A 26,063-nucleotide genomic window follows, 5' to 3' on the forward strand; every position below is an offset into this window, starting at 1 on the left:
GCATCGAAGTGGGCGTCGGTGTCAGAGTTCTTGTTCGGCGATGCGCGCGCCGACTTGTTCGAGCAGTTGTGCGGCGTTCGCCATGGAACGGGCGGGATCGGGTTGGAGGTCGCTCAGCGAGTACGCGGTGGTGAAGCCCGCGGTGTGCAGGGCATCCAGGGGGAGCTGGACGCGACCGGCTACCGCGACGACCGGGACGCCCGCGGTGCGCGCCGCGTGGCATACGCCGATGGGAGCTTTGCCGTGCAGGCTTTGCGCGTCGAGGGCGCCTTCGCCCGTCACGACGAGGGTCGCGTCGCGGAGCAGAGCCGGGAAGTCGAGGAGTTCGAGTAGTACCTCGATGCCGCTGCGTACTCGGGCGCCGAGTACCGCGAGGGCGCCGAAGCCGGTGCCGCCCGCCGCGCCCGCGCCTGGGCGTTCGGCGAACTCCGGGCCGAGTAGGTTCGCCCAATTGGTCAGCGCCGCTTCGAGAATCGTCCGTTGCTCCGCGTCGGCGCCCTTCTGTGTGGCGTACACCGCGACCGCGCCTTTCGGGCCGAGCAGCGGGTTGTCCACGTCGCAGGCGAGTGTGAAACGGGCCGCGGCGGCTTTCGGGTGCAGGCCGCTGCGATCGATCCGCGTCGCGCGCGCCAAAGCCGCTCCACCCGAGGGCAATTCGAGGTCAGCGGCATCGAGCACGCGGGCGCCTAGAGCGCGCAGCAGACCCGCACCTCCATCGGTGGACGCGCTGCCGCCCAAGCCGAGCACGATGTGCGTCGCTCCGCGGTCGAGTGCGTCCGCGATGACGACGCCGAGCCCCTCCGTACCCGCGCCGAGCGGATCGAACTGGCCGCCAGGAAGTTTCAGCAGTCCGACGACCTCGGCCAGCTCCACGACCGCCGTATCGCCACGCACCGCGTAGGCGGCGGGCGCGGGCACACCCGTCGGTCCCGGCGCGATCGTCTCGACCCGCTCCCACCCCGCGGCGACGAACGCGTCCACGGTCCCGTCACCGCCGTCGGCGATCGGAACCCGCCGTATCTCCGCATCCGGACGCACCGCCGCGATCCCGGCCGCCAGCGCGGCCGCCACCTCGGAGGCGGTCAGCGAACCCTTGAACTTGTCAGGCGCGAGCAGCACCCGCGGTGCGGCGGTCATCCCCACATTGTCGGCGCGGCGGGAGGCGGTCGCATGTCACGCCGTCCGCGCGCTCGTAGCCCGGTCAGCCAACTCGCCGCGGCACAACCGGGCAGCGGGCTCGTTCACCCCACCGACGCGAGATTCCCCAGCAACTCCGCCCGATGCTTGTCGCCCCACTCTTCGAGCGGCCGCAGCGCCACCGCGAGCTCCTGCCCGATAGGCGTCAGCGAGTACTCGACGCGCGGGGGAATCTCCGGGAACACCTCGCGATGCACTACACCGCTGGCCTCCATCTGCCGCAGATTCTCGGCGAGGACCTTCTCGCTCACACCCTGGAGCAGGCGCCGGATCTCGCCGAAGCGTTGTGGTTGTTCGCCGAGCACCCACATCAGGTGCAGCTTCCACTTCCCGCCGACGACGTCGATGGCGACCGACATGCCGCACGCATCGTGATCTACGCCACTGTTGCCGTTCATCGCCGACCTCCTGACCATATTTCGGACCTCGAGGTAAGTATCCCCACCTCGACGTACGGTCTTGTCGACTCTACCTGCACAGACGACCATCGTTTCCGGCGCCGCGAACCAGCAGAACCAGAACCGAAGGGGCACACAATGTCCGAGCAGTCCACCCGCTCCGTATCCGTCGTCGGGCTCGGCCCGATGGGCCAAGCGATGGTGCGGGCGTTCCTCGAGGCGGGCGTCGAGGTGACCGTCTGGAACCGCAGCACCGACAAGGTCGACGCGATGGTCGAACTCGGCGCCAAGCGGGCCGCGACGGTCGCCGAGGCGCTCGACGCCAACGAGGTGACCGTACTCAGCCTGACCCACTACGCCGCGATGTACGACGTGCTCGGCCAGGCCGAGGACCACTTGGCGGGCAAGGTGATCGCCAACCTGTCCTCCGATTCGCCGGGAAAGGCCCGCGCGGGCGCGGCGTGGGTGCGCGAACGCGGCGCGCAGTTCATTTCCGGCGGCGTGATGTCGGCCGGTGAGAACATCACCCACCCCGCGTCCTACATCTTCTACAGCGGTCCGCGCGAGGTGTTCGACGCGCACGCCGAACTGCTGCGCCCGCTGAGCCCGCAGGAGTACCTGGGCGAGGACGACGGTCTGGCCCAGATCTTCTACCAGGCGCTGCTCACCACCTTCCATCCGTGGTTGCTCGCCTTCGACCAAGCCACCGCCATGATCGCGAAGTCGGGTCACGACATCGCGCAATTCGTGCCGTACGCGGTGCGTTCCAGCGAGGCGTACCCCTACTTCATGCAGGAGTTCTCCGTCGCCAACCAGGCGGGCGGCTGGGCGTCCTTGGCCAGTCTGAAGATGATGGTCGCGGGCGCGCAGCACATCATCGACGCCAGCGAGGAGGTCGGCGTCGACGCCACCTTCTCGCACACCGCACAGGACTTCTGGCGCAAGGCGGTCGCCGCCAGCGAGGAACGCGGCGAGGCGGTCTCCACCTACGAGCTCATGCTGGGCGAGCGCCAGGTATGACCCGCTCGGTGACGGTCATCGGGCTCGGTCCGATGGGCCAGGCGATGGTGCGGGCCTTCCTGGACGCCGGTGTCCGGGTGACCGTGTGGAACCGCACCGCCGCCCGCGCCGACGCCGTCGTCGAACTCGGCGCCGAGCGCGCGGCGACGGTTGCCGAGGCGCTCGATGCCAACGAGGTGATCGTGCTCAGCCTCACCCACTACGCGGCGATGTACGACGTGCTCGGGCAGGCGGAGGGCCGCCTGTCCGGCAAGGTCGTGGTCAACGCGTCGTCGGATTCGCCCGCCGACACGCGAGCGGGCGCCGCATGGGTGCGCGAGCGGGGCGGGCGGTTCCTCGCCGCGGGCGTCATGGCGCAGCCCGAGGGTCTCGCCCTGCCCGCCTCGTACATCTTCTACAGCGGGCCGCGAGAGGTGTTCGAGGAACATCGAGAACTGTTGGGTCTCCTGGCATCCCATGAGTACCTCGGCGACGACGACGGCTTGGCGCAGCTCTACTACCAAGCCGTCTACGCGGCGTTCCTGCCGTGGTTTCTCGGTATCGAGCAGGCGTTCGCGATGATCGACCAGGCCGGCGACGACATCGGGCGTTTCCTGCCTTTCGCGCAGCGCGCGATGCACGACGCCGAGGACTTCTACGCCGCGATGGCGTCCGCCGCGCGGGCGGGCGGCTGGGGTGATCTCGGCAATCTGCGGATGATGGCGGCGGGCGCCGCGCACGTCGTCGAAACCGGCGACGACCTCGGGGTGGACACCTCGCTGCTGCGGTCGGCGCGGGCGATCTGGGACCGGGCGCTGGCGGAGAGCGAACGGGCCGGAGAGCCGGTGCCGACGTACCAGCTGCTCCGCGGCGCGGTCGAATAGCGTCTCCGGGCGGTTCGACCTCGCCGCCGTGGTCGGTCCGAGCCGCAGATCCGGTCCAGCCGAACCAACTGCGCCCCGGACAGATTCGCCATCGGCACGGGAGCGTGCGGCAGCACAACCGAAAGCGCCTGGTGGTCAAGCGCTTTCGGCCGCAGACCCGAGCCTGGGGAACGGTGCGGTGGAGAACACGACCTCCACCGCCACCTCGAAATACTGCGCTATCCGCAGCGCCAAGTGCAGGCTCGGGCTGTACTCGCCGCGCTCGAGGTAGCCGATCGTCTGGTAGTGCACGCCGAGCGCCTCCGCCAGCTCGCGCCGGGAGATGCCGCGCTCGGCGCGCAGCATGGCGATCCGGTTGTAGATGACCTCAGTAGGCACGCTGCATGGCCTTCTCGCGACGGGCGGCGACGCTGGATCCGGACTCCCGCCGCGCCATCCTGCGCAACAGGATCGGCGCGACGAGGAACCCGGCAGCCGCCCAGACACCCAGCACCGCAACCGTTTCCAAGTGCCTCCAGGAGCCGCCGAGTTCGACGGACGCGGCCTCGTCCGGCAACATCGCCGCGCGCATGCCGAGGCCGAGCCAGTACACCGGGAAGCACTGGGCGAGCCCCTGCACCCAACCGGGCATCGAGGTGATCGGGTAGAAGATGCCGGACACCGCGACGAGTCCCATGATGGGCATGGAGGCGAACCCGACACCGCGCGGGCTGACGAACAGCGAACCGATGCACGCGCCGATGGGCAGCGTGGCCAGCATGCCGAGCAGCACGATGCCGATCAGCGACAGCCAGGCGCCGACGGTGTTCAGCTCGGTGCCGCCCACCAGGAACAACCCCGGAATCAGCACGATCACGAACGGCACGAGCACCCAGCCCGACACCGTGACCACCTTGCCGACCAAGTAGCCGACCATTCCGTTCGGAGTCGCCTTGGCGCGCAACAAGGTTCCGTCCTCGCGCTCCATACTGAGCAACTGGCCGATGCCGAATATCCCGTTGAAGGCGACGAGCATGCCAAGGATGCTCGGCAGCGCGAGCGAGCCGAGATCGAAACCGCTGGCTTCGAATGTCGCGTCGCGCATGAAGAACAGCACCACGACCATGATGACCGGCCAGAACAGCATGCCGAACAGATCTTGGCCGTTGGTCACCGATTGCCGCAGCTCGATCCAGCCGCGGGACAAGCCGGCGCGGACCGCGTTCGTCGTCGGGTTCATCGCTTCACCTCCTCCAGGGCGTGGACCTCGTTCTCCACCTCGCCGGATTCGAACTGCCGCACCAGTGTCATATACGTGTCCTCGAGCGACGCGCGCCGCACCTCCAGCTCGCCGATGTCCTCGCCGTACTGCATGAACAGCTCGTAGACGAACTTGGTCGACTCGGTGGTGGTGTGCACGAAGCGCTGGTCGTCGCGGGTCCAGCGCACCTCGGCCTCGCCCGCGATGCGACGGGACAGTTCGTCGGCCGAGCCGTCCGCGATGATCCGCCCGCCCGCCAGGATCAGGATGCGGTCGGCCAGCTTCTCGGCCTCGTCCAAGTCGTGGGTGGTGAGCAGGATGGTGGTCTGCTGGTCGTCGGCCAGACGGTGTACGAGGTCGTGGAATTCGCGGCGGGCCTGCGGATCGAAGCCTGCGGTCGGCTCGTCGAGGAAGAGCAGTTCCGGGCGGCCCACGATGCCGATGGCCACGTCGAGCCTGCGGCGCTGGCCGCCCGACAGCGACATGATCTTCGCGCCCGCCTGTTCGGTCAGGCCGACGGCCGCGATGAGGTCGTCGGTGTCCCAAGGTCGGCGGATCCGCTCGGAGCCGTACGGCGCGTAGTAGGCACCGAGGTGTGAAAGCAGCTCGCGCACACGCCATTTGCCATGATCACGCCAGGATTGCAGGACGACGCCGATGCGTGCCCGCCAGGCCTCGTCGCCGTGCGCCGGATCCGCGCCGAGCACCTCGACCCGGCCCGTCGAACGGATGCGGAAGCCTTCGAGGATTTCGATCGTGGTGGGCTGGCAGCGGACATAACCGGAGAGCGCGAAGTCCTGCCGATCGGAATGGATCTCGAGTTCGGAGCCGCGCGGCGTGGGGCGTTGCCTTATGGGCGTTGGTTATTCAGGGTGAGCTATGCCCGACACCTGCCCCACCTGCTCGTGGTCCTCGCCGATGCTCGTGTCCTCGCATCGTTCCGTTCGCTATTTGCGCTGCGTGTGCGGTAGATGGCTGGTTTCGCACGGTGGGGGTGTGGAGTTGGTTGCCGGGCACGGCGGAGCCGCTGAAACGTCAGAGGCCGAACATCTGGAGCTGATCCCGCTACCCGAAGGGTGAGGGTCGTACGGGCACCATGAAGAGACGAGAGCAGTGCTCTTGACTTCACGGCCAGGCGGGTGGATCATTGTTCTCAACAGAGAGCACCGCTCACAACAGGAGTCGCCATGAACGCCAGCACCCGCTACATCGCCCCCACCGGCCTCGATCCCGTCATGAACCGCATCTTCAACTGGCTGCCCAAGCTGGGGATCAGCATCGCCAATTCGCGGCTGCTGGCCGTCCGGGGTCGCAAGAGCGGCGAGTGGCGGACCACGATGGTGAACCTGCTCGTCGACGAGACCGGCACGCGCTACCTGGTCGCGCCGCGCGGGCACACGCAGTGGGTGCGGAATCTGCGGGTCGCGGGCGAGGGCGAGCTGCGGCTCGGGCGCAAGGTCGAGGCGTTCACGGCCACCGAGGTCGCCGACGCGGACAAGGTTCCGGTGCTGCGGGTGTACCTGGAGAAGTGGGGCTGGGAGGTCAACCGCTTCTTCGAGGGCGTGACGAAGAACGCCACCGACGCCGAACTCGCCGCTATCGCACCGGGTTTCCCGGTCTTCCGCCTCGCCTGATTCCTGCGCTCGGCGGAAAGTCCGCCGAAATCCGCTGCGCCCGATCGGGGAAATAACGGCGCACGCTGAAGGAAGTCCAGCGAAGGTCGGAGGGATGCGCGGAGTCCGCCGAAACGGCCGTGCAGGCGGGGTTACTTCAGCGAGTGGCGAGAAATTCGATCGCCGCGGCGTATCCCCGAATCCCCATTCCCGCGATCACCGCCGTCGCGATCGGCGAGATGAACGAATGGTGCCGAAATTCCTCCCGCGCGTGCACATTGCTGATGTGCACCTCCACGATCGGCACCTCCGGAATGACCAGCGCGTCGCGCAACGCCACCGAGGTGTGGGTCAGTCCGCCGGGATTGATCACGATCCCCGACTCGGCTCCCCGCGCCTGGTGGATCCGATCGATCAGCGCCCCTTCGTGATTGGACTGGAACGCGACGACCTCCCTGCCGAACCTGGCCGCGGTCCGCTCGCACAGTTCGACCACGTCGTCGAGCGTGGCCGAACCGTACACCTCGGGCTGGCGGGTGCCGAGCATGTTCAGGTTCGGCCCGTTGAGTACCAGGATCGGTGCGGTATCGGCCATGCCGTCACCCTAATTCACAGACCCTTCGGACCTTCCGAACGCAGGTCGTCCACTTTGCGCATGGCGGTGCGCAGCTCCTCGAGCCACGCCTCGGCGTGCTTGCCCGCGAGTTTCACCGTCCAGGCCAGCGCGTCCGAGCGGGAACGGGCGACGCCGGAGTCGACAAGGGTGTCGAGGACCTTGCGCTCCTGCTGGCGCAGCCGCGTCATCACGGGAACTGCCAGCTGGGTGAACATGATTCGCTCGCCGTCCACCGAGACGCCCCACGCGACATTGCGGGCGTAGCGGCGCTGGGCCTCGCCCGCGATCTGCATCCGCGCGGGGCGGGTGGATTCGCGGAAGCGGGCGACGGCGCCCTCTTTCGTCGCGGTCGGGATCTTCTCGGTGGGCGCTTCGGTGTCCTCGCCGTCGGCGCGCTCGGGTTTGGGCAGTGGCAATTCGCCGATCACCACGATCTCGTCGCGGTCGACTTCGATGACCGGTTTGCCGACGAACCAGTCGCTGGGCAATCGTCCGGCGAACCAGTCGGGCACGTCGGCGGGGTCGGGGAGATCGGCCTGCTGCCAACCGCCGGGGCGTCCGAAACCTCGTCCGCGATGTTCGTTTCTCATGGCGAGTCACCTGACTTACTGTCGTGCAGTGCTTTCAATGATTACAAGATTACGCCGCAAGTAAGCACGGCGGTTCCGCTCTGCGTGAACAGGGTCGGAAGGGGGTACTCCACGGAGGTCGCATTGTGCCGAGCGGGTTCGGCTCGAGACGGATCATCGGCGTAGGTGGTTATCGCCCGCGTTCGCGTTCCGGCCGGTACGGTAGCGGCGCCGGTTATCGCCTTGTGACTGGATGCCGTTATCGTTCGGGCCATCGGAGAAGCTGTCTTCGGGCACAATTGACAATGCTGAGCATGGGTAACGGCCCGGTCACCGGGACGTCGCGAACAGGTTCATTTCAGGTACGGTGGTCTTGTTGCTGGAGTGACAAGAGTGAAGAGTGGGCGACATGGATGTGTGGGGATCCCGCCGCTTTCGCGTTCGGGGCGCAATGGCACTCGCGGGAGTGGCGGCTGTGGCAGTCACCATGGGCTCCTGCGGGTTTCGCGAGGAACCCAATGAGCCCGCGGCCGTCGTCGAGCGCTTCACCGAACTTCTCGATCAGCAGGATTACAAGAAGGCATCGGAGCTCACCTCCTACCCGAACGCCGCTTCCGCAACGCTGAAGCAAATGTTCGAGGGTCTCGCTCCCGGCAAGGTCGACTATCAGAAGACCCAATTCATCGGCTTGGACGCGCAGTCGGCGATCTTCAGCATGGACGTCGACTGGAGCTTCGGCGAGAACAAGAACTGGGAATACAGCATCCAGGGCACGGTGCGCAAGCTCGCGATCGGCTGGCGGATCTCGTGGGAGCCGTCGGTCGTGATGCCGCAGCTGCAAGGCAACCGCACCGTGAAGCTGGTGCGCACCACGCCGAAGCCGCCGCCCCGGGTGCTCGACATGGTCGGCGCACCGCTGATGCACGAGCAGGTCATCAACGTGATCAAGCTCGATCCCACGCGGATGTCCGACCCGGTCGCCTCCACCGACGCGCTGGCCAAGGCCATCGAGCCGGTCGCGCCGCTGATCACCGGTCCGTCGCTGATGCAGCAGCTGGCGTCCTCGCAGGGCAAGCCGATCGTCGCGGTCAACCTGCGCGAGGGTGATTTCGCGATCCTCGAACCGCGCATGGCGCCGATTCCCGGTGTGGTGATGGAGAAGCACCCGCGCCTGATCTCCTCGGACCGCCGGGTCTGGTCACCGCAGCTGGACGCGCTGCGCAAGGTATGGGAGACCAGCCAGGAGGAGCACTCCGGCTGGGGCGTGCAGATCTTCGAGCCGGACGGGCGATTCATCAGCCAGGTCGCCGGTTACCAGGGTCCGCCGGGGCCGGACATCGTCGCCACCATGGACCAGCGCTTGCAGCGCGCCGCCGAGGACGCGGTGGTGAGCGTCGGCACGCCCGCCTCCATCGTGGCGATCCAGCCGTCCAGCGGCGCGGTGGTCGCGGTCGCGCAGAACAGCCAGGCCAGCGCGCACGGTCCGGTCGCGTTCACGGGTCTGTATCCGGTGGGCGGCAATATCGAGCTGTTCCGTGCCGTCGCGGCGGCGACCAACGGCAAGGCGCCGCAGGACGTCTCGGTGCAGGAAGCGGCGGAGGCCGCGAGCAGGCTCGGCATCGGCATCGATTACCAGGTGCCGGGGCTGGACGAGGTCACCGGACGGCTCGCCATCGCCGGGCGCAGCGCCGAGCAGGTACGCCAGGGCGGCGGGTCGGACGCGGTGCTGGCCAGCCCGTTCGGGATGGCGATCGCGGCGGCGTCGATCGCGCGCGGCGAGGTGCCCGCGCCGAAGATCGAGGTCGCGCGCACCGGCGGCACCGACGCGCAGCTGGCGCCGTTGGGCGGCGAGCTGACCGAACGGCTGCGCACCATGTTGCGCGAGGCCACCGGGGCTCCCCATCTGACACCGTTGCGGCCGCACCCGGTGATCGCCTACGCGGCGACAGCGGGCGAGGACGGTTGGTTGATCGCCAACATGGGCGATCTGGCGTTCGCTATTCACATCAACGATGTGGACAGCGGGAACGCGACCGCTCGGATGGCGGCCCGGATGTTGCAGTCGCTGGCGACGCCGGAGCCGTGATCAGCAGTTGATCGCTCGTGCGGCGCTCGGGCCCGAGGCCTTCATCGTGACGACGGAAGAGCGGGTCGAGCGGGTCCAATCGGTTCCGCGAATCAGTTGAGCGCCCGGATCGCCGCGCGCCAACCCAGCAGGAACAACGCGAGCACCGTGCCCGCGACCAGCACGAAGCTGAAAGCGGTCCCCTGCCCGCTGATCGCGCGCAGCACCATACCGCCGATGAGCGTGGACAACCAGACCACGACTCCCGTGGGCCACACGACCGTCCCGTCGAAACGCCCCGCGCGACCGCCGACAGCCAGCGCGATAGCCCACCCGATCGCCAGCCCGATCGCGAACGGCCAGAGCGTCTTCAGGAGCCCCGCGATCACCGCCTCGTCATGACTGCGCCGCCCGATGACACAGAACAAGATCACCAACACTGCGTCTGCCGCCACCGGAGCCAGTCTCTTCACCTGCGCAAGCGTAGTGCGGCGTCATTTCGATCTCGATCACGACACCGCCCCGAGACCTGCCCTGACGAGTCACGCGGCGGTTCACAGCATCCCGGCGAAGATCTACTCCGACCGGTCGCGTGAGGTGGTCACAGCGTGCGGCGGGTTTCGAATTCCTTTTCGTAAGCGACCTCGTCGGCCGACGGGGTGCGGAAGAGGAACGCGAAGACGATCCAGCCGACGATCGCGACCAGGATGAAGCTGATCATGCGGTAGACGAACGCCGCGGCGACCGCTTGGGCGGCGGGCAGGCCCGCGCCCGCGGTGAGGCCGTAGATCAGTGTCGCGTCGACGTAGACGATGCCGCCGGGGGCGAACGGGATGGAACCGACGGCCTTGCCCGCGGTGAAGGCGATGAGCAGTCCGGCGAGTTTCGGCTCGGCGCCGACGGCGTAGCAGGCCGCGCCGAGGCAGGCGACGTCGCCGAATCGGTGCACGACGGCCCAGCCCGCCACCCAGAACCCGTCGCGTTTGCCGAGATCCACCGACTCGAGCTGGGTGAGGATCTCGGCGACCTTCGCCATCCCGTGGTCCGCTGGCCGTTTACGAATCCGGTTGACCAGCGCGAGCAGCCTCCGCAGCACCTTCTCCAGCGAGCCCGGATTGCGCGAGATGTAGTTGCCCGCCCAGATCAGGGCGGCCACCGCGGCGAGCGAAAGGATCAGCTTGAACGGCCCGACCCGATTGCCGACCAGCAGCGCGCCGCCGACGGCGAGCAGCGCCAGTCCGGCGGTGGCGATCACACCGGAGATGACCAGCTGCCAGGAAGCGACGATCGGACTCGCGCCCCAACGCCGGGTCTGTCGATAGGTGAACGCGGTGGAGAAGACTTGTCCCGCGGGCAATGTCACCGACATCGCGGTCGCGCCGTAGACGACTGCCACGGATTTGCGCTGACTCACATCGACGCCGCCCGCGTGCAGCAGTTGTTTCTGCACCCGGCCGAATCCGCTCATCGAAAGCGCTTGAAACCAGATACAGGCCGCGACCCAGCCCCAATGAATTTCGGTGAGCTTTCGCCAGGATTCGTGTAGTCGCGGCCACAGATAGACGCCTTCGCCGATCAACAAAGCCAGCAGCGCGGCGCCCAGCAACCATTTGACCCACCAGAATTTGCGCCGGCCCTGCTCGACGGTGGACGCTCGCGGTGCAGGCCCGCCCGCTGGATCCCCGTTGGCCGTCACGCCGATCAGCCTAGCGAAGGAATTGTTTCGGCGTCGGCATCGGTGCGCGGGTCGGCGCCTTCTTTCGGCCAGGCCAATCGCGTTTTCCGTCGCCTACCGCGCAGCTGCACTTCCTCGCCCGCGATCCAGAACTCCTGCTCGCTTTCCTCCGCGAAATACAACGCGCTGCCGGAGGCGAGCACCCGGCCGGGTTGGTCTTTGGCCAATTCGGTCAAGCGGGAGGCCTCGTTGACCGGGTCGCCGATCACCGTGTATTCGAAACGATTGGCGGCGCCGATATTTCCGGCGACCGCGAGACCGGCGGAGACGCCGATGCCGATGTCGAGCCCGGGCACTTCGCGCAGCGCCTCGCGCAGTTCGCGACCCGCCGCGAGCGCCGCGGTGGGCGCGTCCGGCCGGTCCAGCGGCGCGCCGAAGATGGCCAGCGCCGCGTCGCCGACGAACTTGTTGACGAACCCGTGGTGGCGGTCGATCACGTCGACCACGATCCGGAAGAACTCGTTGAGCAGGCTCACCACCTCGGTGGGCGGCCGTTCGGCGGCGGTCGCGGTGGAGCCGACCATGTCCACGAACAGCACCGCGACGAACCGGGTCTCGCCGCCGAGCTCGGTGCCGTAGTCGAGGGCGCGCTGGGCGACCTCCTCGCCGACGTGCTGGCCGAACAGTTCCTGGAGCTGGCGCCGCTTGGCCGCCTCCTCCATCATCCGGTTGAAGCCGACCTGGAGCAGACCTATCTCGCTGCCGTCGAACACCTCGACCTGCACGTCGCGGGCGCCTTCCTGCACCCGGTCGATGGCCTGGCTGAGCTGACGCACCGGATCGGAGATGCTCGAGCCGGTGAGCATGGACAGCGCCAGCGCCTGCAAGATCACCACGCCGCAGAGCAGCAGGATCGAGATCGCCAGCGACTGCGCCGAGAACTTCACCTCCGAAGAGATCTGGGTGACGCACAGCAGCACGATGGCGATGGTCGGCGCGAAGGTGCCCATGCCCCAGGTCATCGCCATCCTGGTGCCGACGCCCGGCGTCAGGGTGTGATCGAAGATGCCCTCGGTCAACGCCTGCGCGGCGACCGGCCGCAGGATGCGCTCGCCGAGCATGTAGGTGAAGCCGAACACGATGGTCGCCGCCATGCACTCGGTGACGATCACCGCGCCCGCCAGCTCGGGCGTGTCGGAGATGATGAGTCCGGCGAGCACCGCGCCGCCGACCAACCACAGCGCCAGATGCAGCATCGCCTGGCGCAACGGCGCGTGCAGCGCGGCCATCTGTTCCTGGCGGCTCGGCGGCCCGCCGCGCATCTGCCAACGCATGACCGGGCGCAGCATCAGCGCGGAAGCGGCGAGGCTGAGCAGTCCGCCCGCGATGAAGACGAGGGCGGGGATGAGCAGACCGGTGCGTCGGGTACCGGCCGCCTCGCCTTCCGGAACGGGGAGTCCGTACTGGATGAACGCCCACACCAGCACCGCGCCGAAGGCGTTCGCCAACAGCATCGATGTCAGGTAAAGCGGCCAGCGCGTACGCATGGTCTGTTTGACCGCTTCCAAGGGCGCTGACACGCCCCCTAATCTAGCGTTTCGATCATTCGTCCACGTGCGGCTGTCCGGCGGGGCGAGTTGGTCGGCGACCTCCGTTACCCTGAGCGAGGTGACCGAGCTCGAGGAACGCCCGCGCCGGAACTCCGCCGCGGACGCGGTGCACCCGATAGTCCGGCAGACCGCGGAGTGGGCGTGGCGCCTGCTGGTCATCTTGGCCGCGGTGATCGCCCTGGCGATGATCGTGCAGCGGCTGGCGTCCGTCGTCATCCCGATGGCCATCGCGCTGCTCGCCGCCGCGCTGCTCGCGCCGCTGGTGGACTGGATGCAGCGGCTCGGCGTGCCGAGGTGGGTGGGGGTTTTCGTCTCGCTGGTCGGCTCGCTCGGGCTGGTCGCCGGGATCATGACCTTCGTCATCGAGCAGTTCGTCGCCGGTGTGCCGCAGCTGTCCGACGAATTCACCGACAGCATCCACCGAGTCCAGGACTGGCTGATCAACGGTCCGCCGCACCTCAGCGACGACCAGATCCGCAACGCGGGCGACACCATCGTCAAGGCCATCCAGTCCAATCAGGACAGTCTCACCTCCGGCGCGCTCACCACGGCCACGGTGATCGGCCACATCCTCACCGGCACCTTCCTCACGCTGTTCATCCTGATCTTCTTCCTCTACGGGGGTGATCAGGTCTGGGAGTTCGTCACCCGGGCCGTGCCGACCCAGCATCGGGAGCGGGTCCGGCTGGCCGGTCAGCTCGGCTTCGGATCGCTGGTCGGCTTCGTGCGCGCCACGGTGGTCGTCGCGGCCGTCGACGCCATCGGCATCGGCGCGGGCCTGGCCATACTCGGGGTGCCCTTGGCGCTACCGCTGGCCTCGCTGGTGTTCATCAGCGCGTTCATCCCGATCATCGGCGCGTTTCTCGCCGGTTCCATCGCGGTGTTCATCGCGCTGGTCACCAAGGGCCTGGTGACGGCGCTGATCGTGCTCGGCATCATCATCGCGGTCATGCAGCTGGAAAGCCACGTGCTGCAACCACTGCTGCTCGGCCGCGCGGTGAGCATTCACCCGCTGGCGGTGGTGCTGGCGATCGCGGCGGGCGTGGTGCTCGGCGGAATCGCGGGCGGCCTGCTCGCGGTGCCCGCCGTGGCGGTGATGAACACGGCCATCCGATCGTTGCTCGCCGGGCGTCCGGAGGAGGCGTTCGGCGAACTCCAGACCGCCGAGCACGGGATGTACTCGGCGGAGCCGGACCGGCCGGACCCCGGGCGATTCGACGTGGCGGCGACGTTGGCGGAGGAGTCCGCGCGCTCGAACCTCGCGCTGCGAAGTGCTGATGCCGATTCCGCAGCGGGCCGAGACGGTCCGCGCCTGGCGAAGGATTCCGGCGAGAACCACCACGGGGGAACCGATGCCCCGGACTCCGTCGGCTGAGCTCAGTCCCGCCGACGCGGCGACCGCGCCGCTGTGGCGGGCCGTGCAGGCGTTCCGGCTCGTCACGCTGCTGTACGCGGTCGGTCAGCAGATCGCGTCGGTGCCCTACTACCAGAACCAGCGCCTGAGCTGGGTATTCATCGCGCTGATGGTGGTGTGGTCCGGGCTTTCTGCGCTGATGCTCTCCCAGTGGCAGGTGGCCGAGGTGGCCAAGGTTCGGGTCTGGGTGGTGATCGGCGACCACGTCGTGGTGATCGGTTTGGTCGCCGCGACCCGGCTGGTCGCCGACTACGACTGGTACCACGGGCACCAGACCCTGCCGACGACCATGTGGGCGGCCAACGCGGTGATCTCGGCGGCGATCCTGCGCGGTCCGGTCGCTGGGATCGCGTCCGGGCTCTCGATCGCCGCGGTCATCATCACCGTGCGCGACCAGTGGGGTCAGGATGTGTGGGCCGACGCGACCGCGCCGGTGCTCGTCTCGGTCGGCCTCGCGCTCGGGCTGGCCGCCAACACCGCCCGGCGCGCGCAGGAGCAGTTGCAGCGCGCCGTGCGCCTGACCGCCGCCGCCGAGGAACGCGAGCGGCTCGCCCGCGAAGTGCACGACGGCGTGCTCCAGGTACTCAGCTACATCAAGCGGCGCGGTAGCGAAATCGGCGGTCCCACCGAGGAATTGGCGCTACGTGCCGGTGAGCAGGAGGTCGCGCTGCGCGTGCTGATCTCCGAGCAGGGCGCGCGCGAGGACGCGGGCGGCGCGGAGGTGGACCTGCGTCCGCTGCTGACCGTGCACGCGACGCCGAAGGTCTTCGTGTCCACGCCGGGCGAGCCGGTTCGGGTGGGGCGTTGGGCCGCGGGCGAACTCGCCGCCGCTGTCGCCACGGCCTTGGCCAATGTCGAGCTGCACGCCGGTGCGGACGCCAAAGCCTATGTGCTGCTGGAGGATACCGGCGACGAGCTGATCGTCAGCGTGCGCGACGACGGCGTCGGCATCGCACCGGGGCGGCTGGCCGAGGCGGAGGCCGAAGGGCGGATGGGGGTTTCGCGGTCGATCGTCGGTCGCATCGCCGCGCTCGGCGGCACCGCCGAACTGCTCACCGAAGGCAGCGTGGGCGAAGGCGTCGAGTGGGAGTTCCGCGTGCCACGCGATGCGCGCTGACCTGGCAGGATGAAGTAAGCGGAAGGAGCGGTGCGGTGACCGACGGTGCGGCCGAGACCATTTCGGTGATGGTGGTGGACGACCACCCGATGTGGCGCGACGGGGTCTCCCGCGACCTCGCCGAGGCCGGATTCGAGGTCGTCGCGACCGCGGACGGCGTCGGCTCGGCCACCAGGCGCGCCGCGGCGGTGCGACCCGACGTCGTGCTGATGGACATGCAGCTGCCCGACGGGAACGGCGCGACGGCCACCGCCGAGGTGTTGCGAGTGTCGCCGCAGAGCCGAGTGCTCGTGCTCTCCGCGTCGGCCGAGCGCGACGACGTGCTCGACGCGATCAAGGCGGGGGCCTCCGGTTACCTGGTCAAGAGCGCGTCGGCGGCGGAACTGATCGATGCGGTGCGTGCGACGGCGGCTGGTCAGCCGGTGTTCACTCCGGGGTTGGCCGGGCTGGTGCTCGGCGAATACCGCCGGATGGCGACCGCGCCCGCCGAGCCCGACGAACCGCACCGGCCCGCGCTCACCGAGCGGGAGACCGAGGTGCTGCGGATGGTGGCGAAAGGGTTGTCCGCCAAGCAGATCGCGTCGCGGCTCGGGTTGAGTCATCGCACCGTGGAGAACCACGTGCAGGCGACGTTGCGGAAGTTGCAGCTGGCCAACCGCGTCGAGCTCACCAGGTACGCGATCGAACAGGGCCTCGAGTAGCGCGGCATCCGACCAACGGAGGAGCCGCGCACCCGGCTCGTACTCTTGTGCGGAGACGGCACACGAACAGGCTTTGCCTTTTCCGTTGGCAGGCACTCGCACGGAGAGCCACACTGAAGGCAAGGTGCACCGGCCCCCGCCGTCATCAGGGAACGCCCTGATGCCGAGACCCGCCGAACCTCGGTAATCTCGAAACCATGGGCGGACCCGAATCGGTATCCAATGGCGTCGGCTCCGTCGGTGATCGGGATCTGCGCGTCTCCGACGCCGAACGCGAGCACGTCGGTCAGCTGCTGCAGCGGGCGGTCGGGCTCGGGATGCTCTCGCTCGGCGAGTTCACCGAACGGATGGACACCGCCCTCGCCGCCAAGACCCGCGGCGAACTGAACGCCGTGCTCATCGACCTGCCGGGCGTGCGCATGATCGGCCAGCCCGCCGCCCGGCCCACGCCCTTCGTGAACTCGACGCCCTCGTTCGCGAAGCGGCCGCCCATGCCGCCCACTCCGGCGGGCAACGTGATCCGCGGCCGCATGTCGGGCGTGACTCGGCGCGGGCCGTGGCAGGTCGCGCCCACACTGCACCTGAACAACTGGTTCTCGGGCGTGACTCTCGATTTCACCGAGGCGGTGATGTCGACCCAGGTGGTCGAGCTGAACGTCGACGATTTCTGCAGCTCGCTGACACTGGTGGTGCCCGCCGAGGCCACCGTCGACCTGAACGGCCTCGACCTCATCGGCGCGAGCGTCAACAACAAGGTCCGCACCGGCCCCCCACTCGGCCCCCTCCACCTGGTCGTGCACGGAAGCATCCGCTTCGGCTCCGTCACCGCGAAGCACCCGTTCATCGCGCATTGGCGCAAGTTGCTCGGTCACTGAGCGGCTGCCGGGCTCTTCGGCTCGGTCACCGCCATGCGTCGCTCCTCCGCGCGGCCCACCGACAGCACGGTGACGTGTCCGCACACAGCGGTGGTGGCGATCGACGGGATGGATATGCCGCAAGTCTGGAGAGCAGCGCGCAAAAGCCACGCTGTGAGATTCGGAGCAGCGTACAGCCGACGCGAAGTGGCCAGGAACCCGTCAGGTATTCACTCCGATGCGGCGGGCGAAGGCGCGCAAGGGAACTCGGCGGTCGTGGTCGAGGAGTTCGGAGACGATGTGGCGGGGGAGGGATTGGTATTTGATCCAGTCGCCGCCGCCGACGCGTTCGGCGTTCAGCAGGGCGTCCAGTGCGCGCTGGTGCTGGCCGGTGCGGGTGAGGGCGACCGCGGTGTCGGCGAGGTGGCGGGCGCGGGAGGCCTGCGGCAGACCGCTGTTCGGGGGCATCTCCTTGGCCGCCGCCAGCGCTTCGGAATAGCGTTCGGACGAAACGTTCACGTCCACCGTCTGCATCACGACTTGTGAAGGGCCGAAATAGGTTTCGTAGTCCTGGCGGTCGGCGCCGATGCGCAGCGCGACCTCGCCCGCCGCCTCGATCAGCGAGAGCGCCTCCGGCACGTCCTGGGCCCGGCCGGACGCCGTCGCGCCTTGCAGCACGAGCGAACCGTACGCGGACAGGTGCGCGGGTGGCACCTCGCCCGCGGGCTCCAGCTCCGTCGCGGCGCGCAGCGCGACCCCGCGCGACTCGTCGTAGCGGCCCTGAACCAGCAGCTGCCAGGCCACCGAGCCGCGGATGGTCGCGAGCAGCAGCGGATCGTCGCCGCGTTCGGCGGCGGTGAGCGCCTGGCGGATGGCGAGGAACGCGGGATCGGTCTGCCCGAGATGCACGAGCGTGCAACCGGTGACCCAGCACATGCGGGCGAGCAGTTCGTTGGCCGGGGCAACCGCGCCGTTGCGTGCGGCGTGCACGGTCGCGCGCAGCTGGGTGAGGTTGGCGGGCAGGATCGCGGTGAGCAGTTCGTAGCGGCCCGCCCAATACGCGCCCCAGGCGTAGTCCACCGCGCGGCGGCCGTCGTCGAGGCTCACGGCCTCTTCCTCGGGCACCTCGCCGAGCAGGTCGTCCACGGGGGTCAACGCGCGCCGGATGGCGACGATGCCCGCGTCCGGGTTGCCGGACGGTATCCCGTGGCGCTTGCCGATCAAATCGGAGATGTCCACGTCGAGGGCGCGAGCCAGTTTCTGCAGGCTCGCGATGGACGCGGTTTGGCGTCCGCCCTGCTCGAGCTTGCGCACGAGATCCACGCTCACTCCGGCCTGGTCGGCAAGCTGACGCTGGGTCAGCGCTTTGCCGCGAAAGCGCCGGATCCGCACCCCGATCGACGAATCGTCCATGTACCCGTGTCCTTTGTTACATCTGGGTTTCAGGGTACGACGCTAAGCCTTCGTGTTCATCCCTAGTGGGACATTACGTACGACTCGTTTGCCTCTGGTTGGAATACCGTTGCCTTTCTGCAACTTTGAGAACGCAAAGGGCGGCGGCAATGACAACGATGCCGAAAACCACTGTGCGAGCCCGGCGCGCCGATCGCGCGACCGCATCGCAAGTCTTTCTCGTTCGACCCGAACAGCTGCGCCCGAGCGGCCGTGACCTGCACGGCCCGCTACGCCGACGGCCGATCACCTGCCACAGCACCGTAATCGCCTGAGGGGAAGCATCATGTTCGAACGTTGTCACAGTACGCACGAAGCGGCGCACCTGCTCCGACATCGGTACGGATTGCCGGTCCAACTGCTCGCCGGACGTCCCGTGGTGACCACCGGCACCCTGCTCGGCGGCATCGTCATGCCACCGGAACTCGGCAGGAAGGTCCTCGCCATGCTGGACCGGACCTTGATCGCGCCCGTGGTCGCGGAGCCCGGCGACCGCAGCTGGACCTTTTTGGTGACTCCGCCCAGCCCCGCCACCCCGGTCGACGTGCACGTCCGGCGTTGCCTGGCCGGGCACCAGGTCACCGTGATCCCCAGCGGCCGCCACGTGCTGCTGCCGAGCACCGACTCCCGCCTCGGCTGGCACTGGGCGAGCGAGCCAGCGCCCGGCGTGCTGCGCATGCCGCCGCGGGCGAACGTCATCGGCGCCATCCACCAGGTGACCGGCATGCGCACCGCGCCCACCCCGTGACCGCCTGGCGCGACCGGCCCCCAACCGCCAGCCGGTTGGGGGTCGGTCGGGGCGAAATCGGGTAGATATCGGCCCGTCACCGGGGGTTTCTACTCATGCTCGGTACGTATGAGGGGTCGAGCATGGGGATATGACTACATCTATCGATCCGGCGCTGATCTCGCGCTTGTCGGGTGAGTTCACCGCGCTGGGTACGCGGATGGGTGCGCTCGGACGAGATCTGGCGCTGCTGGGCGAGCAGGTCGCACCGGGAGGGGCGGTGGTCGGTCCGGCGACCGAGGGTGCGCCGGACGGGACGAATTCGATTCCGGCTCCACTCCGCGGCCCTGCCTCGACATCCGCGCGAGGCGGGTTGGCCTCGACCGAGGCGGACCTCGGTTCCGCGGCCGAGGCGGACTCGACCGCGGTAGGCGGTGTCGGCGGGTCGAGTTCGGCTGGTGACGCCGCCGAGCGGTCGGCGTCGGCATCCACTGGTGGCGATTCGAGCTCTGCTCCCGTGGGGAGTGCGCCCGTTTCGCCTCCGCCGACCGTTCCTTCAGGGGTCCCTTGGCCGGGCCATGGGTCGGCGTACCCGGCTGCGGCGTCGCAGGGTTGGGGCGTTGTGCCGCCCTCGGGCGTGGTGCCTCCCCCGGGTGAGGCGGCCCGGTCGGGTGCGGTGCCGCCGGGTTTCGCGCCGCCTCGGGAGTGGGGCCGCGCGCAGCGGGGTGCGATGCCGATGGGCGGTGGGATGGTGCCGCCTGGGATGCGACCGCCCGTGCCGCCGGTGCGGCGCGAACCGCGTGTTCCGTGGTGGCAGCGGGACGGGGTGATCAGCCGGGTGCTGGCGGTGGCCGGTGTCGCGGTGACGTTGATCGGTGTGGTGATGCTGCTGGTCCTCGCGGCGCAGGCCGGATTCTTCGGACCGGTGCCGAGAGTAATTGCGGGAGGCGTCTTCTCAGCTGTGCTTGTCGGAGCGGGGATGCGAGTCTTCGGTAAGACTGGTGGGCGGGTCGGCGGAATCGCGTTGGCGGCCACCGGTATCGCGGGCGCTTACCTCGATGTGATCGCCGTGACGGCGATTTATCACTGGTTGAACCCGGTTTTCGGTTTGGCGGCGGCGTTGGCGGTCGCGGCCGGTGGCGTCGGGCTGGCGATGCAGTGGAAGTCGCAGCCGCTGGCGGTGCTCGTGGTGCTGGGTGCGGCGCTGCTCGCGCCCTTCGTGACCGTCGAGCTGGTGCTGCTCGGGTTCCTGATCGCCCTGCAACTCGCTTGCGTGCCCGTGCAATTCGACCGGGACTGGCCGTTCCTGCACGTCGTGCGTACCGCGCCCGCGGTGATCGCCACTCTCGTCGGCATCGCCATTGCGCTCCTCGAAACCGCCGACCACACCCGCGAGCCGTGGCTCCTGATCGCCGCGATCGCGACGGCGCTGATCGGCACGGTCGGCACCGCGCTCGTGGTGCGCCGCCGCGCCGATGACATCACCGCGACCGTGGCCTTCGCCATCTCGACCACTCCGTTGCTCGCGGCGCCCGCGCTGTTCGACCGCCACGTCGCCGCACTGATCGCGGGGCTCTTCGCGCTGGCGTTGCTCGCCACCGCCGCGCTGGCACTGCTGCCGAAAACCCGTGAGCTGGCCAAGCTTCCGGGACACACCGCCATTGCCGCCGCGGTCGCGGGCTCCTTCGCGTTGCTCGAGGCATGCGTCGGCGTGACGAGCACGCAGACCCTCCCCATCGCGACGCTCCTGGTAGCACTCGGCTTCCTCGGCGTGGCAGGCCAGCTGCGTTCCGGCGTCGCCGCGGGGCTCGGCATCGCCTTCGCACTGATCGGCGGACTCGCCTTCCTGGCGAGCGCGACCCCGGAAAGGCTTGCGTCACAACGCCTCGCCGAAGAGCACCTGTCCATCTCCACCGCACTGGCGGCGATCATCGGTCTCGCCGTCGTCGCGGTGGCGGTCTGGACCATCCGCCGACTGGCGGGCACGCCGAAGGGCGGCGCGGAGGACTCGATCCTCTGGATCGCCGCGAGCGGCGCGGCCCTTTACCTGGTAACCGCCGCGATCGTCGCGATCGGCGCCGCGACCGGCGCGAAGGACGGATTCGTCATCGGCCACAGCATCGCCACCATCCTGTGGATGGCGGCAGCCACCGCCGCCCTGCTCTACGGCCTGCGCAACCTCTCCCGCTCCGCCGCCATCGCCAAAGTCGCCCTCGGCTCCGGCCTGCTGGTCACCACCGCCGCCCTGGCCAAACTGTTCCTCTTCGATCTGGCCACCCTCGACGGCTTGATCCGAGTCGCGGCCTTCTTGGTAGTCGGAATCCTCCTATTACTCACCGGAACCCGCTACGCCCGAGCCTTCGCCGAAACGGAACCGCGAAGCCCCACCCATTAACCAACCTGCCCACCCCTCGCTCACGCTCCACGAGGACGCGCATCCCACACACCGTTCATACGCCTCACACAGCCAGCGGCTGTGTGAGGCGTGTACGCGCTCTGTGGGAGCACCGAACCCGGAGGACTCAGTCCTCGTCGTGGCGGCGGAGGAGCTCGTTCACGCTGACCGAGCGGCCGTCGCCGCTGTGGTGGCGGCCTTCGTCCGAATCCGCGACCCGGCGGCGGGAGGAGCGGAGTTCGGCCATCCAGTTCTCGATACTGGTGCGGTTGTCGTTCGGGTTCTCCGGCGCGCCGTTGTCCGCCGCGTGGTGGGCAGGGGTGTGGGCGGGCTGATCGGAACCCGTTGTGCCGGACGAGGTGTGGTGGTTCGTCTGCGCCGAGTGGGCCGCGCCGATCGTCGGGTCGTAGGCGCTCGCACCGTGCTGGCCCGGGTCCGTGCCGGACGTGTGGCTGCGCGCCGTGGCGCCCGCGGACGTGATCGGTCGCGTCGCGTCATCGATCGTCCCGGCCCGATCCGCCGCGAACGGCACGGCTCGCGGCCGCGGGGGCTCTGTCGGTGTCGGTTGGGCGGACCTGCCCGGGTTCGGATCCGGCAGTCCTGAGAGCGAACTGGCGCGCGGCCGGGTCGGATCGTGCGGACTCGGAGCACCGGAACGCGGTGTAGCGGGCGAACCCGCCTGCGTCTCGGGAGTCTCGGCGCCCGGAGCTGGCGACGCCGAATGCGCTCCAAGAGCAGTGGCGTCCGGCGTGGTCGGCGAAACCGCATGTGCCCCATAGGTTCCGGAACGCGGAATGGCCGACCCTGTCTGCGCCCCAGGGATCCCGCTACCCGGCGCGGCAGGCGAACCCGACTGTGTGCCAGGGGTTGTGGCACCCGGCGTGGCGGACTCGGCAGAGAATGCGCCGAAAGTCCTGGGCCGGGGCGTCCCAGACGTAGCCTGCTGCGCTCCAGCTGGCTGCGCCCCTGGAGAACCAGTGCCCGGCTCGGCGGCCGAACCGGACTGTGCGCCAGTGGGTGTGGCGCCAGGCGTGGCGGACTCGGCGGAGTACGCACCGAACGTCCGAGGCCGGGGCGTACCCGGCTGCGCTGCGGGAGATGCGGCTCCTGGCACGGCGGCCGAACCCGGCTGTGCGCCAGGGGTGGTGGCATCCGGCGTGGCGGACTCGGCGGAGTACGCACCGAACGTCCGAGGCCGGGGCGTACCCGGCTGCGCTGCGGGAGATGCGGCTCCTGGCACCGCGGCCGAACCCGGCTGTGCGCCAGGGGTGGTGGCATCCGGGGCACCGGAAGTCCCAGCGCGCGGCGTCACCGACTGCCCTCCGGGAATCGAGGCACCGGCCGCTCCGGAAGTCGCGGGCCGAGGTGCCCCAGGCGCGGAGTGCGCCCCGGAAGTCGTGGCACGTGGCGCGACCGAACTACCGGCCGAACCCTTCTTCGCGACCGGAATCGAATCGATACTCTGCGTAGGCGCCTCCGCCTCGATCTCCTCGATCGTCCGCACCCGCCGCGGCGTACGCGGCTGCTTCCCCTCCGACACCGCGGGCATCTGCATCGTCACGGGATCGGTGATCGGCGTGGTCTTCACCAGGTCGACGACCTCGCCGCCGCCCGGCCGCTCGTCGTCCAGAATCGGCTCCCCGAGGCCGATCTTCTCCTGAATGCGCTTCATCCAGGCCGGGGCCCACCAGCAGTCGTCGCCGAGCAGCTTCATGGTGGCGGGCACCAGCAGCATGCGCAGGATGGTCGCGTCGATGAACAGCGCCGCGATCAGGCCGTAGGCGATGTACTGCATCATCACCAGATCGGAGAACGCGAACGCGCCGACGACGACGAGCAGGATCAGCGCAGCGGCGGTGATGATGCGTCCGGTGTGCGCGGTGCCCGCGCGGACCGCCTCGGTGGTGGACGCGCCCTGGGTGCGCGCCTCGACCATCCGCGAGAGCAGGAATACCTCGTAGTCGGTGGACAGGCCGTAGATCACCGCGATGATCAGCACCAGCACCGGCGACATGATCGGCTGCGGCGTGAAGTTCAGCAGGCTGGCGCCGTGACCGTCGACGAAGATCCAGGTCAGGATGCCCAGCGTGGAGCCGAGGCCGAGCGCGCTCATGAGCGCGGCCTTGATCGGCAGCACCAGCGAGCCGAAGGTCAGGAACATCAGCAGCGTGGTCACGAAGATGACCAGCGCGATCATCAACGGCATGCGGTCGAGCAGCGCGTCGATGCTGTCCTTCTGGATGGCGGGCTGCCCGCCGACGTAGAGCTGGACGTTGTCGGGCATCTCCATCGAGCGCAGGTACTCGATGGTCGGGTCGGCGTTCTCCGAATCCTCCAGCGTCGCGCTCGTCCGGTAGACGTCGGGATCACTGGTGGACCGGCTGGGCACCTCGAATTTGCCCGTGAGGCCGGGCGCTTCGCTCGCTTGCTTCCACACCTTGCCGACCGCGGCGCTGTCGTCGGAGACCATCACCAGCTGCACCGGATCGGTCTTGCGCAGCGGGAAGACCTCGTAGAAGTTCTCCAGAGCCACGCGGGTCTTGTTGTCCGGCGGCAGGTATCGCTCGTTGATGCCGCCGAAGGCCAGGTTCTTCACCGGAATGATGAGCAGCAGCAGACCGATGCAGATCGGCACGGCGATCTTGAGCGGGTGCTTCATCACCCACTGCGTGGTCTTGCCCCAGAAGCCGTTCTCGACTTCCTCCGCGGTCTTGGTCTTGCGGAAGCGCTTGAAGCCGAGCATGTCCACGCGCTTGCCGAGCACGCCGAGCATGGCGGGCAGGATGGTGATCGCGGTCAGCGCGGCCAGCGAGACGGTCGCGATGGTGCCGTAGGCGACCGATTTCAGGAAGCCCTGCGGGAACAGCAGCATGCCGCCGAGGCTGGCGATGATCATGGTCGCGGAGAACACGACCGTGCGACCCGCCGTCATCACCGAGCGCCGGACGGCCGCGCGGGTGTCGTAGCCCTCGGCCAGTTCCTCGCGGAAACGACTGACGATGAACAAGCCGTAGTCGATGGCGAGGCCGAGGCCGATCATCGAGACGACGCCGGAGACGAACGAGTTCACCTCGGTGAACTTCGTCAGGAACATGATGATGCCGTTGGCGCCGATCACCGTCAGACCGCCGACGACCAGCGGCAGACCCGCCGCGACGAGACCACCGAAGATGAAGAACAGCAGCACCGCGACCGCCGGGATGGCGAGCATCTCCATGCGCTTCTGGTCGGCGGCCATGGTGTCGTTCAGCGTGCCCGATACCGCTTGCAGGCCGGTGACCTGCACGTCGACGCCCTCGATGTAGAAGACGTCCTTCACTTTCCGGTAGTTGCGCACCATGTCGGTGTCGTTGTCGCCGACGATGGCGACGGAGGCGAAGGTGTACTTCTTGTCCTTCGAACCGAAGGTCAGCGGAACGCCAGGTCCGGTCTCCGTCTGCCAGTAGGCGCCGTTGACCTTGGCGATCTCGTTCGGGTGTTCCTTCGGCAGCCGGTTGAGGCTGTCGACGATCTTGTCGCGGAACTGCGCGTCATCGATCGTCTTGCCGTCGGGAGCGGTGTAGAGCAGGATCACGTCGCTGTTGTGATCGCGCCCGAAAGCTCCGTCGGAGATCCGCGCGGCCTGCGCGGATTCCGAGGTCGGGTCGTCCCATCCGCTGGAGCTGAGGTGGTGTTCCAGGCCTAGGCCGTAGCCTCCCAATGCCAGGAGGGCCGCGCAGACCATGCCGATGACGGCCCAGCGCAGCCGGTAGACCAGATCGCCCCAGCGTGTGAACACTAAGCGACTCCTTGGGCGGGGCGAGAGGTGAGCAGCGCCGACAGCGGCCGGAACGGCTGCAGCCAAGCGCCCTCGTCGGGCAGCGAATCGAGGCTCACCCTTGGCAGCGGTTCACGGAACACGCCAGGGATGTCCTCTAAATCTATGAATTCGAGCGTATCGGATGTTACGGCCCAACTCGCGTGCTCGCGGAACCCCAACACCTGAACGGGAATTCCGCGCGCGGCCAACCGTTCGAGCGGTTCGCGGAAAGCCTGGCCGTCCGCGGAGGCGACCATGATGCCGGCCAGTCCCGCGCCGCGGCTGCGCAATTCGATGTGCGCGAGCATGTCCGCGTCGACATCGGAGTCCTCGTCGACCTTCGGCTTGGCGAACACGGCGTAGCCGACGTTGCGCAGCGCCTCCACCCACGGGCGCACCACGTCGGCGGTGCCGGGCGCGATGTTGGTGAAGACGGTGGCCTCGGGCTCGACCCTGGTCGAACTGCCGACCGATAGCTCGGCTGTCCGCGCTAGGAGCCAGCGGCCGAGCGCGTCGAACCGCGGGCGGTACGCGGCGGTCGGGCGACCGCCGAGGATCGCGCCGAGACCCATGTCGAGATTGGGCGCGTCCCAGACGAGCAGAACCCGGCGTACATCCGGCGCGGCGCCGCCGAGACCTTCCGATCCGGCGCCGCCGACCTCGGCGGACATGTCGACCACCTCGTGGGCCATCTCACTCACGCTCATGCCTCCACCTCGCTAGCGCTCGGCTCCGGCA

24 protein-coding genes are annotated in these 26,063 nt (G+C 68.7%); 11 read left to right on the forward strand and 13 right to left on the reverse strand.

The genetic code is table 11. The annotated features are described in order from the left end of the window. Positions 1–21: 21 nt before the first annotated feature. A complete protein-coding gene (locus ABZV58_RS02865) occupies positions 22–1,137 on the reverse strand; it encodes a glycerate kinase (RefSeq protein ID WP_354998463.1) in 1,116 nt (371 codons plus the stop codon). 104 nt (positions 1,138–1,241) lie between these two features. Continuing rightward, complete coding sequence (locus tag ABZV58_RS02870) at positions 1,242–1,595, reverse strand: helix-turn-helix domain-containing protein (RefSeq protein WP_354998464.1); 354 nt, start codon at positions 1,593–1,595, stop codon at positions 1,242–1,244. A 138-nt stretch (positions 1,596–1,733) separates the two neighbouring features. Between ABZV58_RS02870 and ABZV58_RS02875 the strand changes: the two genes are divergently transcribed. Both ABZV58_RS02875 and ABZV58_RS02880 read left to right on the forward strand, forming a co-directional pair. Beyond that, entirely contained in the window at positions 1,734–2,615 is an 882-nt protein-coding gene (locus ABZV58_RS02875) for an NAD(P)-binding domain-containing protein (protein ID WP_354998465.1), read from the forward strand. A gap of 8 nt (positions 2,616–2,623) precedes the next feature. After that, complete coding sequence (locus tag ABZV58_RS02880) at positions 2,624–3,478, forward strand: NAD(P)-binding domain-containing protein (RefSeq protein WP_354998466.1); 855 nt, start codon at positions 2,624–2,626, stop codon at positions 3,476–3,478. Between the two features lie 135 nt (positions 3,479–3,613). Here the strand turns inward: ABZV58_RS02880 and ABZV58_RS02885 are convergent, their stop codons facing one another. From ABZV58_RS02885 to ABZV58_RS02895, 3 genes are read right to left on the reverse strand one after another with little or no spacing between them, the layout of a single operon-like run. Further along, positions 3,614–3,856, reverse strand: coding sequence for a helix-turn-helix transcriptional regulator (locus ABZV58_RS02885; RefSeq protein ID WP_354998467.1), 243 nt, complete (start codon positions 3,854–3,856; stop codon positions 3,614–3,616). After that, positions 3,846–4,697, reverse strand: a complete 852-nt coding sequence (locus ABZV58_RS02890) for an ABC transporter permease (RefSeq protein ID WP_354998468.1) — start codon at positions 4,695–4,697, stop codon at positions 3,846–3,848. The genes ABZV58_RS02885 and ABZV58_RS02890 overlap by 11 nt, the downstream gene beginning before the upstream one ends. Beyond that, the gene (locus ABZV58_RS02895) at positions 4,694–5,425 is read right to left on the reverse strand and encodes an ABC transporter ATP-binding protein (protein WP_354998469.1); all 732 of its coding nucleotides are present in this window, start codon (positions 5,423–5,425) and stop codon (positions 4,694–4,696) included. Before ABZV58_RS02895 ends, ABZV58_RS02890 begins: the two co-directional genes overlap by 4 nt. Between ABZV58_RS02895 and ABZV58_RS02900 the strand changes: the two genes are divergently transcribed. After that, entirely contained in the window at positions 5,345–5,689 is a 345-nt protein-coding gene (locus ABZV58_RS02900) for a hypothetical protein (RefSeq protein ID WP_354999053.1), read from the forward strand. The two genes, ABZV58_RS02895 and ABZV58_RS02900, sit on opposite strands and share 81 nt — an antisense overlap. A 216-nt stretch (positions 5,690–5,905) precedes the next feature. After that, positions 5,906–6,352, forward strand: coding sequence for a nitroreductase family deazaflavin-dependent oxidoreductase (locus ABZV58_RS02905; RefSeq protein WP_354998470.1), 447 nt, complete (start codon positions 5,906–5,908; stop codon positions 6,350–6,352). A gap of 136 nt (positions 6,353–6,488) precedes the next feature. Here the strand turns inward: ABZV58_RS02905 and aroQ are convergent, their stop codons facing one another. Together aroQ and ABZV58_RS02915 are read right to left on the reverse strand one after the other, a co-directional pair. Then, complete coding sequence (gene aroQ, locus ABZV58_RS02910; protein ID WP_354998471.1) at positions 6,489–6,926, reverse strand: type II 3-dehydroquinate dehydratase; 438 nt, start codon at positions 6,924–6,926, stop codon at positions 6,489–6,491. Positions 6,927–6,940: 14 nt separating this feature from the next. After that, positions 6,941–7,537 (reverse strand): hypothetical protein, encoded by a 597-nt coding sequence (locus ABZV58_RS02915; protein WP_354998472.1) that lies wholly within the window; start codon positions 7,535–7,537, stop codon positions 6,941–6,943. Between the two features lie 454 nt (positions 7,538–7,991). On the opposite strand from ABZV58_RS02915, the gene ABZV58_RS02920 reads away from it, so the two are divergent. Beyond that, complete coding sequence (locus ABZV58_RS02920) at positions 7,992–9,602, forward strand: NTF2-like N-terminal transpeptidase domain-containing protein (protein WP_354998473.1); 1,611 nt, start codon at positions 7,992–7,994, stop codon at positions 9,600–9,602. A 92-nt stretch (positions 9,603–9,694) separates the two neighbouring features. Here ABZV58_RS02920 and ABZV58_RS02925 read toward each other — a convergent pair whose 3' ends face one another. The 3 genes from ABZV58_RS02925 to ABZV58_RS02935 all read right to left on the reverse strand — a co-directional run bounded on the left by ABZV58_RS02925 (position 9,695) and on the right by ABZV58_RS02935 (position 12,803). Further along, positions 9,695–10,054 (reverse strand): DUF3054 domain-containing protein, encoded by a 360-nt coding sequence (locus ABZV58_RS02925; protein ID WP_354998474.1) that lies wholly within the window; start codon positions 10,052–10,054, stop codon positions 9,695–9,697. Between the two features lie 128 nt (positions 10,055–10,182). Beyond that, positions 10,183–11,277 (reverse strand): YbhN family protein, encoded by a 1,095-nt coding sequence (locus ABZV58_RS02930; RefSeq protein ID WP_354998475.1) that lies wholly within the window; start codon positions 11,275–11,277, stop codon positions 10,183–10,185. A gap of 5 nt (positions 11,278–11,282) precedes the next feature. Next, positions 11,283–12,803, reverse strand: coding sequence for an adenylate/guanylate cyclase domain-containing protein (locus tag ABZV58_RS02935; RefSeq protein WP_354999012.1), 1,521 nt, complete (start codon positions 12,801–12,803; stop codon positions 11,283–11,285). 121 nt (positions 12,804–12,924) lie between these two features. On the opposite strand from ABZV58_RS02935, the gene ABZV58_RS02940 reads away from it, so the two are divergent. The 4 genes from ABZV58_RS02940 (at position 12,925) to ABZV58_RS02955 (ending at position 16,973) form a co-directional block, all read left to right on the forward strand. Next, positions 12,925–14,241: an AI-2E family transporter gene (locus ABZV58_RS02940; RefSeq protein WP_354998476.1), complete on the forward strand. Its 1,317-nt coding sequence runs from the start codon at positions 12,925–12,927 to the stop codon at positions 14,239–14,241. Next, complete coding sequence (locus ABZV58_RS02945; RefSeq protein ID WP_354998477.1) at positions 14,219–15,397, forward strand: DUF5931 domain-containing protein; 1,179 nt, start codon at positions 14,219–14,221, stop codon at positions 15,395–15,397. Before ABZV58_RS02940 ends, ABZV58_RS02945 begins: the two co-directional genes overlap by 23 nt. A gap of 68 nt (positions 15,398–15,465) precedes the next feature. Beyond that, positions 15,466–16,098 (forward strand): response regulator transcription factor, encoded by a 633-nt coding sequence (locus tag ABZV58_RS02950; RefSeq protein ID WP_354999013.1) that lies wholly within the window; start codon positions 15,466–15,468, stop codon positions 16,096–16,098. A gap of 197 nt (positions 16,099–16,295) precedes the next feature. Continuing rightward, the gene (locus ABZV58_RS02955) at positions 16,296–16,973 is read left to right on the forward strand and encodes a DUF1707 domain-containing protein (RefSeq protein ID WP_354998478.1); all 678 of its coding nucleotides are present in this window, start codon (positions 16,296–16,298) and stop codon (positions 16,971–16,973) included. Positions 16,974–17,174: 201 nt separating this feature from the next. Here the strand turns inward: ABZV58_RS02955 and ABZV58_RS02960 are convergent, their stop codons facing one another. Continuing rightward, on the reverse strand, positions 17,175–18,365 hold the full coding sequence (locus ABZV58_RS02960; RefSeq protein ID WP_354998479.1) for a helix-turn-helix transcriptional regulator: 1,191 nt from the start codon (positions 18,363–18,365) through the stop codon (positions 17,175–17,177). Between the two features lie 325 nt (positions 18,366–18,690). Between ABZV58_RS02960 and ABZV58_RS02965 the strand changes: the two genes are divergently transcribed. Both ABZV58_RS02965 and ABZV58_RS02970 read left to right on the forward strand, forming a co-directional pair. Next, positions 18,691–19,152, forward strand: coding sequence for a hypothetical protein (locus ABZV58_RS02965; protein ID WP_354998480.1), 462 nt, complete (start codon positions 18,691–18,693; stop codon positions 19,150–19,152). 742 nt (positions 19,153–19,894) lie between these two features. Beyond that, entirely contained in the window at positions 19,895–21,526 is a 1,632-nt protein-coding gene (locus ABZV58_RS02970) for a DUF2339 domain-containing protein (protein ID WP_354998481.1), read from the forward strand. 127 nt (positions 21,527–21,653) lie between these two features. Here the strand turns inward: ABZV58_RS02970 and ABZV58_RS02975 are convergent, their stop codons facing one another. Both ABZV58_RS02975 and ABZV58_RS02980 read right to left on the reverse strand, forming a co-directional pair. Continuing rightward, on the reverse strand, positions 21,654–25,304 hold the full coding sequence (locus ABZV58_RS02975; RefSeq protein WP_354998482.1) for an MMPL family transporter: 3,651 nt from the start codon (positions 25,302–25,304) through the stop codon (positions 21,654–21,656). Then, positions 25,304–26,032 (reverse strand): NYN domain-containing protein, encoded by a 729-nt coding sequence (locus ABZV58_RS02980; RefSeq protein WP_354998483.1) that lies wholly within the window; start codon positions 26,030–26,032, stop codon positions 25,304–25,306. The genes ABZV58_RS02975 and ABZV58_RS02980 overlap by 1 nt, the downstream gene beginning before the upstream one ends. Positions 26,033–26,063: the final 31 nt, after the last annotated feature.

The sequence above is a fragment of the Nocardia sp. NPDC004654 genome, from assembly GCF_040609595.1.
Lineage (GTDB): Bacteria > Actinomycetota > Actinomycetes > Mycobacteriales > Mycobacteriaceae > Nocardia.